Below are 12,895 nucleotides of genomic sequence, written 5' to 3'. Positions count from 1 at the left end.
ATGCATTTAAAAAGGTTATTTTTCATATATAGCGACAAGGTCGTTTTGATCTACTTCATTCAGCTGAACCATGACGGTCTCTGCTTTTGATGTCGGAATGTTCTTCCCGATATAATCCGCTCGAATCGGAAGCTCCCGGTGTCCCCGGTCAACGAGAACAGCAAGCTGAATGGAAGATGGTCTTCCTACATCCACAAGGGCATCCATGGCCGCTCTGACGGTTCTGCCTGTAAACAGGACATCGTCAACGACGATCAGTGTTTTGTCATTAATGTCAGCTGGGATGTCTGCACCCTTTACAAGCGGGTCTTGGTTGTCTGTCTTTTTTGTCAGGTCATCACGGTATAGCGTAATATCAAGTTCACCCACTGTGACTGGATTTCCTTCAATTTGCTCGATGCGCTCTGCAAGGCGCTTTGCAAGATGAATGCCTCTTGTCTTGATCCCCGCAAGGATGACATCTTTCATCCCTTTATTGCGCTCAATCATTTCATGTGCAATTCGGGTAAGCGCTCGTCTGATCGCTTGTTCATCAAGAATGACTGCTTTTTGTTCCATCTTTTACACCTCTTTTTGACAAATAAAAAGCCCCTTCTGCAAAGGGCAGAGAGGGGCGTTCATTTGTGCATACACGTGCACAAATTGATCCGTTATCCTTCTCAGCCTCTCTGGACTGTTTTAAAGAATCTTCATTTCTTCGTTTATTATTTCAAAAAAAGAACTGCCTGTCAATCGTTATTTCTTAATGAATCGATAAAAGCTTGCATATCAGCAGGAATCGGTGCTGTGAACTCGATATATTCTCCTGTTCTAGGATGATCAAATCCTAGAACACCTGCATGAAGCAGCTGTCCATTAAAATCGACTGTCTTTCTCGGTCCATATTTCGGATCTCCTGCAAGCGGATAGCCGATATATTTCATATGAACACGAATTTGGTGTGTTCTTCCTGTTTCAAGACGGCACTCCACAACCGTGAAGTCCTGAAAGCGTTCAATCACATCAAAGTGAGTGACTGCTTGTTTTGCACTTTCTTTTGTAACCGTCATGCTTTGGCGGTCTTTTTTGTCTCTGCCAATTGGGGCATCAATTGTGCCTGTATCATGCTGGATAATGCCATGGACAACGGCCGTATATTTTCTTGTGACGGTCTTAGCCACGAGCTGATTGACGAGTGATTCATGCGCCATATCGTTTTTCGCGACCATTAACAGTCCAGACGTGTCTTTATCAATTCGGTGGACAATTCCAGGACGCATCACACCATTAATGCCTGATAAGTCCGTGCAATGTGCCATCAGGCCATTTACAAGTGTTCCAGAGACGTGACCTGGCGCTGGATGAACAACCATTCCTCGTGGTTTATTCACCACTAGCACATCTGCATCCTCATAATAAATATCAAGATCCATTGGTTCTGCTTCTACATCTAGTACTTCTGGGTCTGGAATCTCGACTTTAATCTGATCTCCAGCTTGTACTTTGTAATTGGCTTTCACTTGTTTCCCGTTTACTTCGATCAGCCCATCCTTTACCCACTGCTGGACTTGGGTTCTTGACCATTCTGGTTCTGTCGTGCTTAGAAATTTATCAAGCCGTTCACTCGTTTGTTCTTCTGAAACGGCAATATTTACTTGATTCATGTAGTTGACTCCTTAGTTTTCTTTCCATCTAACAGCATTTGAATGAAGAGCAGAATAACCCCTACACATAGAGAAGAATCTGCAATATTAAAGATTGGGTAGTGATAATTCCCAAAGACGAAATGAGCAAAATCTACCACTTCCTGACGGAAAACACGGTCGATAAAGTTTCCAATTGCTCCGCCAAGCATTAAGGCCAGTGCTACTCCAAGCAGCTTGTCCTTTTGCCCATGCTTTTGCAAATAATAAACAATTCCCGCAATAACAACGAGTGTGATCACATAGAAAAACCACATTTGTCCTTGGAGAATTCCCCATGCGGCTCCTGAATTTCGGTGAGACGTGATATAAAAGAAGCCATCAATCACTGGATAAGAATCTCCGAGCATCATATTTTTGACAATGAGCCATTTTGTTAATTGATCTAAACAAATCATCACGAATGCGATTATGTAATAGAACACACACGTTCCTCCATCTTCATACTTTGGTCTTTAAGCATTTTATCAAGAAAACAGGAAGGAGTAAAGAAACTTTAGTTGACAGACAAAAACCTCCCTACATGTGGAAGGCTTCAAAATGAGAATCATCTGATTCATGAGGATAAGGAGTGAATGCTTTTTTCTCGTATTGCTTATGATATAGAAAGTCGTCAGCCGTGCGGGCGGTAGGAAGAATACTCATTTGTTCAAGCGGAATGGCATCACCTGTCGCCTCACATATACCATAGGTTCCCTGCTCAATTTTTGCAATAGCGAGAGACACATCTTGCAGCTCTTCTTTGATGTGATAAAGAAGCGTGGTCGTTTGGACCTCGTTCATTGAGACATGCTCAGCGGGTGAACGAAATGATGCGTATTCAAACAGTTTAGATTGCAGCTCTTCTTTCATTTGAAGGAGTTCCGTGTAAATCGTCTCTAGATCGCCATTCATGTCGCTATTTCAACTCCTGCCCTGTCGTGATAATCATATTGTTGCCCCGGCTGCTCACTTTAAAGCCATAAGATTTTTCCTTTCGTTCTAAACGCTGTCATTTTCGCAAAAAAGAAAACGCCCCGCATATGGCGGGGCGCTAGTTGATCATATCACACTGTTAATTCTGGTAATATTTTTCCACGATTTCAGCATTTTTCAGTGACAATGTTGGGTATTTCGGATTTGCACCAACATCTTTTGAAATAATGCGGGAACGTTCGCACAGTTCTCCTTCTGCTTTTTGAACCAGAATCCGTCCTGATGTGTATTCAGGCGCTGAAGCGTCAGCATTTTGCTCATCTTCTACCGTTAATTCTGAGATGATAAAGAGCTGCTTCACATCTTCTTTGATAGATTCAAGAAGATTTTTCACTTCATCTGTCGCATAAAGGGTCACACTTGCTTCAAGTGAACGTCCGATGACTTTCTCATTACGCGCAATTTCGAGCGCTTTTAGAACATCGTCACGCACTTCCATAAAGCGGTCAAACTTCACTTCTGTCGCTTCCGCTTGAGGAACAGTCACACCTTCTGGCATATCTGTTAACTGAACACTTGGCTCTTCAACAAAGCTTAAGTGGCTCCATAATTCATCTGCTGTATGCGGAAGAATTGGTGCAGTCAGCTTCACTAATGCCATTAATGTTTCGTAGAAGACCGTTTGCATGCTGCGGCGGTCTGGATGATCTGCATGCTCAATGTACACGACATCCTTTGCAAAATCGAGATAGAAAGAGCTTAGCTCAATCGTACAGAAATTGTGAATCGCATGATATACGACCGCAAATTCGTAATCATCATAGGCCTTTTTCACTTTATCAATCAATTTGTTTAATTTGATCAAGATATATTGATCCACTTCGCGAAGCTCTTCTACCGGCACCGCATTGACTGCTGGGTTAAAGTCAAATAGGTTTCCATGCAGGAATCGGAACGTGTTACGGATTTTACGATAGACCTCTGCTACTTGTTTCAAGATATCATCAGACACTGGGTGATCGGCTTGATAGTTGACAGAAGATACCCAAAGTCTAAGAATCTCCGCCCCAAGCTGCTTCGCTACCTTTGTTGGGTCAATCGTATTGCCTAATGATTTACTCATCTTGCGTCCTTCTTTATCAAGCGTAAAGCCGTGGCTTAGAACACCTTTATACGGTGCTTTTCCAGTGACAGCAACTGCTGTTGATAAGGAAGAGTTAAACCAGCCGCGATATTGGTCAGAGCCTTCAAGGTAAAGGTCTGCCGGACGGACAAGGTCATCTCTTTCTTCTAAAACGGCCTGGTGAGAAGAACCGGAATCAAACCATACATCCATGATGTCCTGCTCTTTTGTGAATTCACCGTTCGGGCTTCCTGGATGTGTAAAGCCTTCTGGCAATAGTTCTTTCGCTTCTTTTTCAAACCAAATATTAGAGCCATGTTCTCTAAATAATTGAGAGACATGCTGAATCGTTTCATCTGTGATGATCGGCTCGCCATTTTCCGCATAAAAGACCGGAATTGGAACGCCCCATACACGCTGTCTTGAAATGCACCAGTCGCCTCTGTCTCGCACCATGTTGAATAGGCGTGTTTCGCCCCATGCTGGAACCCATTTCGTTTCTTTAATATTGTCTAATAGCGCTTCTCTGAAATCCTTAATCGATGCAAACCACTGAGCTGTCGCACGATAAATGGTTGGTTTTTTCGTTCTCCAGTCATGCGGGTAAGAGTGCGTGATAAAGTCGAGCTTTTTCAGTGCGCCTTTTGCTTCAAGCTGTTCTGTGATCGCTTTATTGGCATCCTCGTAGAATAATCCTTCAAAACCAGGCGCTTCTTCTGTCATCACACCTTTTTCGTCTACTGGACATAGCACATCAAGACCGTATTTCATACTGACAATAAAGTCATCTTCCCCGTGACCTGGAGCTGTGTGAACACAGCCTGTTCCTGCATCCGTTGTCACGTGGTCGCCAAGCATGACAAGAGAATCTCTGCCGTAGATCGGATGCTCTGCAACGATGGTATCTAATTCTTTTCCTTTTAATGTTTTCACGACTTCATACTCTTCAAAGCCAAGTGTTTTTGCCACTTGTTCAACTAGCTCAGATGCGACAACATATCGCTCAGCACCCACTTGAAGAACGCTGTACTCTAGGTTTGGATGAACACAAATCCCAAGGTTTGCAGGAAGTGTCCAAGGGGTTGTTGTCCAGATGATGAATTGTTCGCCGTTTTCAAGTACGCCTTTGCCATCTTTCACTTTAAATGAAACGTAAATGGATGGTGAACGTTTGTCTTTATATTCAATTTCCGCTTCAGCAAGTGCTGACTCACTTGAAGGAGACCAGTTAACAGGCTTTAGTCCTTTGTAAATATAGCCTCTCTTCGCCATTTCACCAAAGACAAGAATTTGCTGCGCTTCGTACTCAGGCTTTAAGGTTACATATGGATTGTCCCAGTCTGCTCTTACGCCTAATCGCTTAAACTGATTGCGCTGACCTTCGATTTGCTTCCAAGCATACTCTTCACATAGTTTGCGGAATTCAGCTGTCGACATTTCTTTACGTTTGACTTTTTTATTTTTAGTAAGAGCCGTTTCAATTGGTAAGCCGTGTGTATCCCAGCCCGGTACGTACGGTGCGTGGAACCCATTCATTGATTTAAAACGGACAATAAAATCTTTTAGGATTTTATTGAGTGCGTGCCCCATATGAATGTCACCATTCGCATATGGAGGTCCATCATGCAAAATAAAGGTCGGGCGTCCTTTTGTCCGCTCTAAAACCATTTGATAGATGTCTTTTTCTGCCCACTCCTCTTGGATTTCAGGCTCTTTGTTCGGCAAGTTCCCTCTCATTGGGAATTCTGTTTTCGGCATTAATAAGGTGTCTTTGTAGTTCATACCCATTCCTCCATATGCAAATACTTATTAAAAAACAATAAAAAAAGCCCTCTCATCCCATAAGGGACGAGAAGGCTTGTCTCGCGGTACCACCCTTTTAGACAAGCGCTATGAAACAGCCGCTTATCCACTCTAAAATCGTAACGTGATCAGACGCCTTTTCTTACTCATTCATTTCAGAAAAGGAACTAAAGGGGTGATCTCATTGCAGCGTCTCGTAATGTCAGGCTTCCACCATCCCTGATTCGCTTTATTACGCATATGACAACTGCGAGTGTCCCTTTCAAACGTTTATCTCTTGTTAATTTATGATGGTATTATATGCAACATCTGCACGTCATGTCAAGATGATGCGCTTATTCTTTTTCGTCAAAGACAGCGTCAACTTCATATTCCAGTAAATGATCCCAATCGTCATTTTTTAGAAGATCAAGCTGAGCTTCGATGAGCATTTGGAAGCGAGTTCTAAAGACCTTCGACTGCTTCTTCAGTTCTTCGATTTCCATCGCAATCTTTCTTGATTTTGATAGCGCTTCGTTGATAATACGATCTGCATTTTTCTCTGCTTCACGAATAATCAATTTCGCTTCTTTATCAGAATGACGTTTGACGTCTTCTGCTGCTTCCTGCGCCACAAGAATTGATTTGTTTAATGTCTCTTCAATTGTCGCAAAATGACCTAGTCTTTCGTCAAGCTCGTTTACTTTTTCTTCAAGTTCATTCTTTTTGCGAAGCACGATTTCGTAATCTTTACGTACTTGGCTTAAAAACTCGTTTACTTCATCTTCATCATAGCCGCGAAAGCTTTTTGTGAACGTTTTATTATGAATATCATTAGGTGTTAATGGCAACCTCGCCACCTCCAGATTCAAGTTCGTTATGTCAGAAGCTCAAATGTTACTTTAAATTTATCTTTTTTGGTCTTCCCATCAATCGTTTTCAAGCTAAATCGGCCAAATCCCCGTACAGAGAGCTGATCGCCTTCGCCGATTGTAAAGGAAGGGTCCTCAGTGACTTTCCAATTAACTTTGACAAGCCCATTTTTGACCAAAAGCTGTGCCTTTTGCCGAGACTGACGGCTGATTGCAGCACATACCGCATCAAGCCGCAGTGAAGAAATAGTATCTTCTTTGATGTCAGTCTTGCTCATAACCGGTTTTAAATCTGCCTGCGTGATTTCCTCTAATGAAACGGAAGCTCTGCCAACATGCGTCAGCTGCGCCCGCACAAAATCAGCGACATCACTTGTACAAATAAACTGCACATCTTCCTCTGAAAATAACAGATCTCCGAATTTTTGACGCTTCAAGCCTGTCCCAATCAGTGAGCCGAGAAGCTTCGGGTGTTCTAAGGAAATAAACTTTTTCGCATAATTCACCTGAAAATAAGACAGCTCAACATCCTGAGTAGCCGGTTCTAAATATTCAGGATAAATGAGAGCTCTTTTGCGCTCCGCTCCTTCATACCCGCCAAAAAACATGATCCCAAGCTCATCAGCATGCTGGATGACGGACTCGGTAATAAACTGCTCACGCGGATCAAGAAAGTCTGTTAATTTCATTCGATACTGGTCGAGTGCGATTTTTTTCCAGCCTAACACTTGGTCGACAAATGGCTGTTCGTCTTTTCTAAAATGTTGATAAATATCGCTCATTTTGTTCCCCTCTTATGTAAAAGAGCCTGGCAGCGCCAAGCCCGGCAGCCTGTCTACATGAAGCGTACAATCATATTGTAAAGACCAGTTAGTCCATATGATGATGCAAAACGAATCACAAGCAATGCCACAATTGGCGAGATGTCAATCATGCCAATTGGCGGAATAATTTTACGAAATGGTTCTAAATACGGTTCGCAAATATTTGTCAGAAAACGCCCAATCGATGTTTCTCTTGCAGATGGCACCCATGACATAAAGATGTAAATAATAATCGCGAATGAGTAAATCGTTAATACAGTCTGTAAAAGCTGGAAAATGTAATATAAAATCACTATGATTTACCACCTCTGAGGTTCTTCCTCTGTCAAAAGTTCTGATATTGTGCCAGATACATCCACATTATCAGGTGTGCAGAGGAATATATTCGAGCCAATGCGCTGGATGTCTCCACCGATTGCATAAACAGTTCCGCTTAAGAAGTCAATGATTCGCTTTGCTTGATCGTGCTGAATGCGCTGCAAATTCACGACGACTGCACGTCTGTTTTTAATATGGTCTGCAATCTCTTGCGCTTCTGCATAAACACGCGGCTCACTTAACACCACTTTAGAGGATTTCTGCAAGCTTTGCAAGCTGACGACATTTTGTTTTCCAGTCTGCGGACGCTCTTGAAATGCCGCTTTGTCCTTTGTTCCTTTTTCTTCTTGGACTGGTTCTCTTTCTTCATCAATATATTCGTACTCATACTCTTCATCGTCGAGAGTGAAAAAGCTTTTAAACTTATTTTTTATGCTCATGTCACGCACCTCCTGTTTCATTTCCAACAAGTGAAGAGCCAATCCGAACGAATGTCGCACCTTCTTCAATTGCGATTTCAAAATCATTTGACATGCCCATCGATAAATGCTGACAAGGTGCATTTACTTGGTTAAGATGTTTTACTTCTTCTTGAAGATTTTTTAATGTTTGAAAGCAGTTTCGTATCACAGTGTGATCATCTGTAAATGGAGCCATCGTCATCAGTCCAGCAATTTCAATCTTTTTGAAATCAGCGAGCTGCTTCACAAATGGAATCACGTCTTCACTTTGTAAGCCGTGTTTTGACTCCTCCAGCGATGTGTTTACCTGTACAAAACAGCGAACCGTGTGATCCGCTCTTTTTTCAATTTCATTCGCAAGAGACATCCTGTCGAGCGAATGTAAGTAGTCAATTGTTTGAATGACAGATTTTACTTTTCGTGTTTGTAAACTGCCGATGAAGTGCCAGCTAATGCTTTCATCGGTTATGGCCGCTTGTTTTTCAAGTAACCCTTGGTCACGATTTTCTCCAAAGTGCAAAATTCCTGCTTCCTTGGCTTCTTGTGCTCGCTCAATCGAGACATACTTTGTGACAGCGACGACCGATACATCCGCTGGGTTCCGGCCGGCTCTTTTACATGCTTCGTTTATTTGTTCATTTATTTGTCTGAGATTCTCTCGTACATTCAATTGCACTTATGCCTCCTTAAACCCGACAAAAGACATCATACGTCCTGTTTTCCCTTGATCACGGCGGTGTGAGAAGAAAAGCTGATCACTGCAGCTTGTGCACATCGAACTGACATGTATGTTTTCTTCTTTCATCCCTGCATGAAGCAATACGTTTTTGTTTAATGTTTTTAAGTCTAATTTATATTGTCCTTGTGAAATCTCGGAATACACATCCTCTGTTGAAAAGGGAAGCTGTTTCACTTGATCCATGACCACGTCATCGACTATGTAGCAGCAGCTGCCAATGGATGGTCCAATGACGACTTGTATTTGATCGGTCTTGGCACCTTCTTGGTTGACCCATAGATCTACCATCTTTGCACCAATTTGCTTGACGGTTCCTTTCCATCCGGCATGGCCTGTTCCGATAAGTCCATGTTGCGGAGCTAGAAAATAAAGCGGAACACAATCGGCGAAACAAAGAGCGAGCATCATGTTCGGTTCAGACGTATATAAGCCGTCTGTTCCAGGCAGTGCCTCATGATAATGAAGACTTCCTCTTCCTCTTTGCTCCTTGGTGACTTTCTTGATGCGGTCATCGTGTGTTTGGTCTGCAAACACCCAATCAGAGAGCGGCACAGCAGTAGCATCTGCTATGACTTGACGATTCATTTGGACACTAGAAGCATCATCTCCTACATGGAGTCCAGTGTTCAATGATTGATATGGAGAAAGGCTGAAGCCGCCATTTTTTGTCGTAAATCCGGCCAATACCTCTTTACCAGAACATGTCATGTTCGTCCAATCATGAATGGTCATTGCATAAGGTGATTTCTGCTGAAAGGGGTCATATTTGTGTGTCAAAGCTGCCCTCCCACCTTTCATTCATCTCTCTTTATTTCGCTCCTATTTTACCACAAGACATGCGTAGACAGTTAGTGGGATTCATTAAATATTACACTCAAATGTGCCCTTTCTACAGGTTTTTTTTCAAATTGATATGAAAACGTAATCTTTTTACCCGAAAAAGACATTGTTTGCTAAGAATGGAGAGCTTATTTTAAGGATCATTGAATAATTCATTGAGGAGTTATACGAATTTTAAGAAGACAATCGGACAAGTATCACATCTTCGCCAATTTTTACTATATTTCGCCACGGCACAATCATTTCCTCTTCTTTTCCGAAAAATCCCATCATTTTACCTGTGCCGCCGATAATGATCGCTTGTATTTTACCGCTCGTGACATTAATATCAATGTCCCCAATGGTGCCTAGTTTTTTTCCGCTCGACACATCGACGACATCCTTGATTTGGAATTCAGAAATACTGATCATCTGTCCTTCCCCGCCTTTCGTTTTCTACTATAATATGTATGATGGAAAAGCAGGGATACAGACCAATAGTTTCTTTCATCTACAATTTACTTAAGTGAGGACGGCCATTTCTCCACATCACATCTACCGGACATTCAAAGAAGGAAGAAAGCAAATCGCTTGTCATCATCTCTTTTGTTTCTCCTTGATCAAAAACAGTCCCATCTTTTAATAATAAGGTGTGCTGAAAAACAGGCAAAATCTCTTCTGCATGATGGGTCGTATAAAGTAAAGTAGGCGCATCAGGCTTTGAAGCAATGAATGAGATGGTCTCCAGCACCTGTTCTCTTGCTAAAAAATCAAGACCCGTCACAGGCTCATCTAAAATCAGAAGCTTGGGATCATTCATTAAAGCCCTCGCAATCAGGACTTTTTGCTTTTCTCCTTGTGAGAGTGTTTCATATGTCCGGTTCGCATATTTGAATGAACCAAATGCTTTTAATAGATCAATGGCTTTCTCTCTTATCTCATCTGTCGGGGTTTCATAAAGCCCGATCGAAGCAAATGCTCCGCTGAGAACTATTTCAAATGCATTGTCGTCTCTGTGCAGTTTCTTTTCAAGTCCCGCAGAAATGAGGCCAATTTTCTTCCTGAGCTTTTCGCCAAGCGCCTCCTTGCCAAAGACATGTCCCAGCACGGTCATCTCACCTGACGTGGGGAAGTAATATGAGCAGAGCATATTTAATAAAGCGGTTTTTCCCGCACCATTTAAACCGTAAAGCACCCAGTGCTCCTCTTTGTTCACCTGCCAGTCAACAGATTGCAGCAGCCATTTCCCATTTCGTTTTAAAGAAACATCCTTCAATTCAAGTGACACCATCATTTCCCCCTGAGTAAAAATTCTGAATAAACAAATAATGAATGTTTACAGCATATCGCAATTGCTCTTTCTGGTAAACCTCACATAAAAAAAGCTGCTCCTTTTACGGAACAGCTTTTCTTTATCGTTACGAAATTTCAATTCGTACGCCTTCTTTTATATCAGGAAACGTGTGCGGGAATGCAAAGACAGCTCCCGGTAATACATCATCAAACGGCTCTTGGAAGTAGATCGAAATATGGCCGAGCTCTTTAAAGTTGTCATTTGCTTTATTGCCGAGGGCTGTGATCGTGTACGTTTGATCGCCCACTTGAATGGTACCGCCCAGCTTCAGCGGCTCTTCTTCTAAATGTTCGAACTCATGAATGACGGACATATCTCTTAATTCCTGCGGCGCTGCGGGTCCAAATAAAACAATCAGCTTATCTTCTTTAAATTGCGGGACTAAGATCCCAATTTCTTTTACGACAGATTGTGTTACCATGTATCTCGATTCCTCCTTTAATACGTTTAATACATACCGAAGCTGGCAACGTATGCGATCACAACAGATAGAACCCCTGTAATGAGACGGCTATACAAAACAGCTGGTACCCCATATTGTACCGTTTCCGGCTTCGCTTCACCAAGTGACAGACCAACTGGAATGAAATCACACCCTACTTGACCGTTGATGGCAAATAGTGCAGGGAGTGCAAATTGAGGCGGGATATTCCCTAGTGCAATTTGACTACCAATGAGAACACCGATGACTTGTGCAATGACTGCTCCAGGTCCTAAGACAGGCGATAGGAACGGCAATGTACAGACCACGACGAGCAGTAAGAGCCCCCATATAGATCCTGCCAGTGGCGATAGAAAATGAGCAATCAAGTCACCGATTTTTGTATAATTGATAATTCCAATTAACATACTGACAAATGCCATGAATGGAATAATGTTTTTCAAAAGCATATCAACGGAATCACGGCCAGCCTGATAGAACGTACCGGTGACTTTCCCGATTCCTCTTGAGAATCTCATGAGGAAATTACCTTTTTCCTGACGCTCGATATTTTCCTCTTTCAGTTTTGAATAGGTTTCTTTGAAATTCTCCTTGTCAATTGGCTCACTGTTTTCCTGACCTTCTACTTTCGACTCACCATCAGATGCTTCCGCAAAGGAAATATCCTTTTCTGTTACGCCTGATACGAAGATATCCTCTGTAATATGTTTTGCAAGCGGTCCAGAAGGAGAGGATGCCAAAACGTCTACAGTTGGAATGCGCTTCATTGGATACAGTCCGATTCGCGCAGTTCCACCGCAGTCAATGACAACACACATCATTTCATCTTCTGGTATCGAGTTTTTAAAGCCGTCACATGCTTCTGTCCCTGTCATTTCTGCAATTTTACGTGCAACTGGGTGAATGCCTCCCCCTGTAATGGAAACAACCTTTCTTCTTTTACCAGTCGGTTCAAGCTCCAAGCCTTTTCCCCATCCGCCAGCACCTTTTGCAACAAATACTTTGTGGTTTGTCATGTCTAACCCTCCCCTATTGTGAATTCGCTTTCATTTTTCCTGCTAAGTATTTTGTAATCCATTCAGTAATAATACCGCGAAGTAAAATGACGACGATCCCGACTAAGAAGTAACGAACAGCAAGTTCTGACATTGAATATCCTGCTTCTTTAATCCCGTTTGCAATCCCTAAGTAGACAAACAGTTCTCCTGCGTTGGCATACGGGAACAGTGATGTCACCGGATGAACAAATGAAACAGCTGAATCATAGAATGCTGGTTTTTGTTTTTCAGGTAAGAAGCGGCCAAACGTATAAGCCATTGGGTTTGTCAAAATAAGAACAGATAAGATCGGCATTAACGTGTAGCGCAAAATCGTATATTTCGCTGCAAACTGGATCGCTCTATTCACTCGCTCTTCTCCAATAAACTTCATGACAGCATAAGTGAAAGTAAGTAACACAACAAGCGTTGGAACGATGCCTGTAACAAGACCCATGAATTGCTTTCCACCGGCTTCAAACATTCCGATAAAGTGCTCTCCAAACCATTGAATCCATTCCATGTTT

At 42.4% G+C, this 12,895-nt stretch carries 16 protein-coding genes and 1 other annotated feature; all 16 genes read right to left on the bottom strand.

The window, feature by feature from the left end:
• Positions 1–15 precede the first annotated feature (15 nt).
• The 16 genes from pyrR to srlA all read right to left on the bottom strand — a co-directional run bounded on the left by pyrR (position 16) and on the right by srlA (position 12,891).
• Positions 16–558 (bottom strand): bifunctional pyr operon transcriptional regulator/uracil phosphoribosyltransferase PyrR, encoded by a 543-nt coding sequence (gene pyrR / locus ACP7A0_RS01290; protein ID WP_024424234.1) that lies wholly within the window; start codon positions 556–558, stop codon positions 16–18.
• Positions 559–728: 170 nt separating this feature from the next.
• The gene (locus ACP7A0_RS01285) at positions 729–1,643 is read right to left on the bottom strand and encodes an RluA family pseudouridine synthase (protein WP_034662506.1); all 915 of its coding nucleotides are present in this window, start codon (positions 1,641–1,643) and stop codon (positions 729–731) included.
• Complete coding sequence (gene lspA, locus ACP7A0_RS01280) at positions 1,640–2,107, bottom strand: signal peptidase II (RefSeq protein WP_012009890.1); 468 nt, start codon at positions 2,105–2,107, stop codon at positions 1,640–1,642. Before lspA ends, ACP7A0_RS01285 begins: the two co-directional genes overlap by 4 nt.
• A gap of 94 nt (positions 2,108–2,201) precedes the next feature.
• Entirely contained in the window at positions 2,202–2,576 is a 375-nt protein-coding gene (locus tag ACP7A0_RS01275; RefSeq protein WP_034662509.1) for a TraR/DksA family transcriptional regulator, read from the bottom strand.
• A gap of 160 nt (positions 2,577–2,736) precedes the next feature.
• Complete coding sequence (gene ileS / locus ACP7A0_RS01270; protein ID WP_034662512.1) at positions 2,737–5,502, bottom strand: isoleucine--tRNA ligase; 2,766 nt, start codon at positions 5,500–5,502, stop codon at positions 2,737–2,739.
• A gap of 59 nt (positions 5,503–5,561) precedes the next feature.
• Positions 5,562–5,799: a binding site (T-box leader), on the bottom strand.
• Positions 5,800–5,858: 59 nt separating this feature from the next.
• Positions 5,859–6,353 carry a DivIVA domain-containing protein gene (locus tag ACP7A0_RS01265; protein ID WP_003211323.1) on the bottom strand — a complete coding sequence of 165 codons (495 nt, stop codon included), beginning with the start codon at positions 6,351–6,353 and terminating at the stop codon, positions 5,859–5,861.
• Between the two features lie 26 nt (positions 6,354–6,379).
• Entirely contained in the window at positions 6,380–7,156 is a 777-nt protein-coding gene (locus ACP7A0_RS01260) for an RNA-binding protein (RefSeq protein ID WP_034662515.1), read from the bottom strand.
• A 53-nt stretch (positions 7,157–7,209) separates the two neighbouring features.
• Positions 7,210–7,491, bottom strand: a complete 282-nt coding sequence (locus ACP7A0_RS01255) for a YggT family protein (protein ID WP_095285147.1) — start codon at positions 7,489–7,491, stop codon at positions 7,210–7,212.
• Between the two features lie 6 nt (positions 7,492–7,497).
• Entirely contained in the window at positions 7,498–7,956 is a 459-nt protein-coding gene (locus ACP7A0_RS01250; RefSeq protein WP_034662521.1) for a cell division protein SepF, read from the bottom strand.
• A gap of 1 nt (position 7,957) precedes the next feature.
• Positions 7,958–8,647 carry a YggS family pyridoxal phosphate-dependent enzyme gene (locus tag ACP7A0_RS01245; RefSeq protein WP_066031761.1) on the bottom strand — a complete coding sequence of 230 codons (690 nt, stop codon included), beginning with the start codon at positions 8,645–8,647 and terminating at the stop codon, positions 7,958–7,960.
• 6 nt (positions 8,648–8,653) lie between these two features.
• Positions 8,654–9,493, bottom strand: a complete 840-nt coding sequence (pgeF, locus tag ACP7A0_RS01240) for a peptidoglycan editing factor PgeF (RefSeq protein ID WP_106042319.1) — start codon at positions 9,491–9,493, stop codon at positions 8,654–8,656.
• A gap of 237 nt (positions 9,494–9,730) precedes the next feature.
• Positions 9,731–9,967: a YlmC/YmxH family sporulation protein gene (locus ACP7A0_RS01235; RefSeq protein ID WP_008344958.1), complete on the bottom strand. Its 237-nt coding sequence runs from the start codon at positions 9,965–9,967 to the stop codon at positions 9,731–9,733.
• A 79-nt stretch (positions 9,968–10,046) separates the two neighbouring features.
• Positions 10,047–10,826, bottom strand: coding sequence for an ABC transporter ATP-binding protein (locus ACP7A0_RS01230; RefSeq protein ID WP_106036777.1), 780 nt, complete (start codon positions 10,824–10,826; stop codon positions 10,047–10,049).
• A gap of 127 nt (positions 10,827–10,953) precedes the next feature.
• Entirely contained in the window at positions 10,954–11,310 is a 357-nt protein-coding gene (locus ACP7A0_RS01225) for a PTS glucitol/sorbitol transporter subunit IIA (protein WP_106033186.1), read from the bottom strand.
• 26 nt (positions 11,311–11,336) lie between these two features.
• Positions 11,337–12,347, bottom strand: coding sequence for a PTS glucitol/sorbitol transporter subunit IIB (srlE, locus tag ACP7A0_RS01220; RefSeq protein WP_060596196.1), 1,011 nt, complete (start codon positions 12,345–12,347; stop codon positions 11,337–11,339).
• A 13-nt stretch (positions 12,348–12,360) separates the two neighbouring features.
• Positions 12,361–12,891: a PTS glucitol/sorbitol transporter subunit IIC gene (srlA, locus tag ACP7A0_RS01215; RefSeq protein WP_003210918.1), complete on the bottom strand. Its 531-nt coding sequence runs from the start codon at positions 12,889–12,891 to the stop codon at positions 12,361–12,363.
• Positions 12,892–12,895: the final 4 nt, after the last annotated feature.

Source organism: Bacillus sp. DWP3-1 (assembly GCF_049896565.1).
GTDB lineage: Bacteria > Bacillota > Bacilli > Bacillales > Bacillaceae > Bacillus.
Note: the sequence above shows the minus strand (reverse complement) of the source record. Positions and strands in the feature narration are given on the sequence as shown.

Coding starts and splice junctions, on each gene's coding strand:
- ACP7A0_RS01275 (WP_034662509.1), bottom strand. CDS start 2,576: ATGAATGGCGATCTAGAGACGATTTACACGGAACTCCTTCAAATGAAA.
- ACP7A0_RS01285 (WP_034662506.1), bottom strand. CDS start 1,643: ATGAATCAAGTAAATATTGCCGTTTCAGAAGAACAAACGAGTGAACGG.
- srlA (WP_003210918.1), bottom strand. CDS start 12,891: ATGGAATGGATTCAATGGTTTGGAGAGCACTTTATCGGAATGTTTGAA.
- ACP7A0_RS01225 (WP_106033186.1), bottom strand. CDS start 11,310: ATGGTAACACAATCTGTCGTAAAAGAAATTGGGATCTTAGTCCCGCAA.
- ACP7A0_RS01230 (WP_106036777.1), bottom strand. CDS start 10,826: ATGGTGTCACTTGAATTGAAGGATGTTTCTTTAAAACGAAATGGGAAA.
- ACP7A0_RS01260 (WP_034662515.1), bottom strand. CDS start 7,156: ATGAGCGATATTTATCAACATTTTAGAAAAGACGAACAGCCATTTGTC.
- ileS (WP_034662512.1), bottom strand. CDS start 5,502: ATGAACTACAAAGACACCTTATTAATGCCGAAAACAGAATTCCCAATG.
- ACP7A0_RS01235 (WP_008344958.1), bottom strand. CDS start 9,967: ATGATCAGTATTTCTGAATTCCAAATCAAGGATGTCGTCGATGTGTCG.
- pyrR (WP_024424234.1), bottom strand. CDS start 558: ATGGAACAAAAAGCAGTCATTCTTGATGAACAAGCGATCAGACGAGCG.
- srlE (WP_060596196.1), bottom strand. CDS start 12,347: ATGACAAACCACAAAGTATTTGTTGCAAAAGGTGCTGGCGGATGGGGA.
- ACP7A0_RS01250 (WP_034662521.1), bottom strand. CDS start 7,956: ATGAGCATAAAAAATAAGTTTAAAAGCTTTTTCACTCTCGACGATGAA.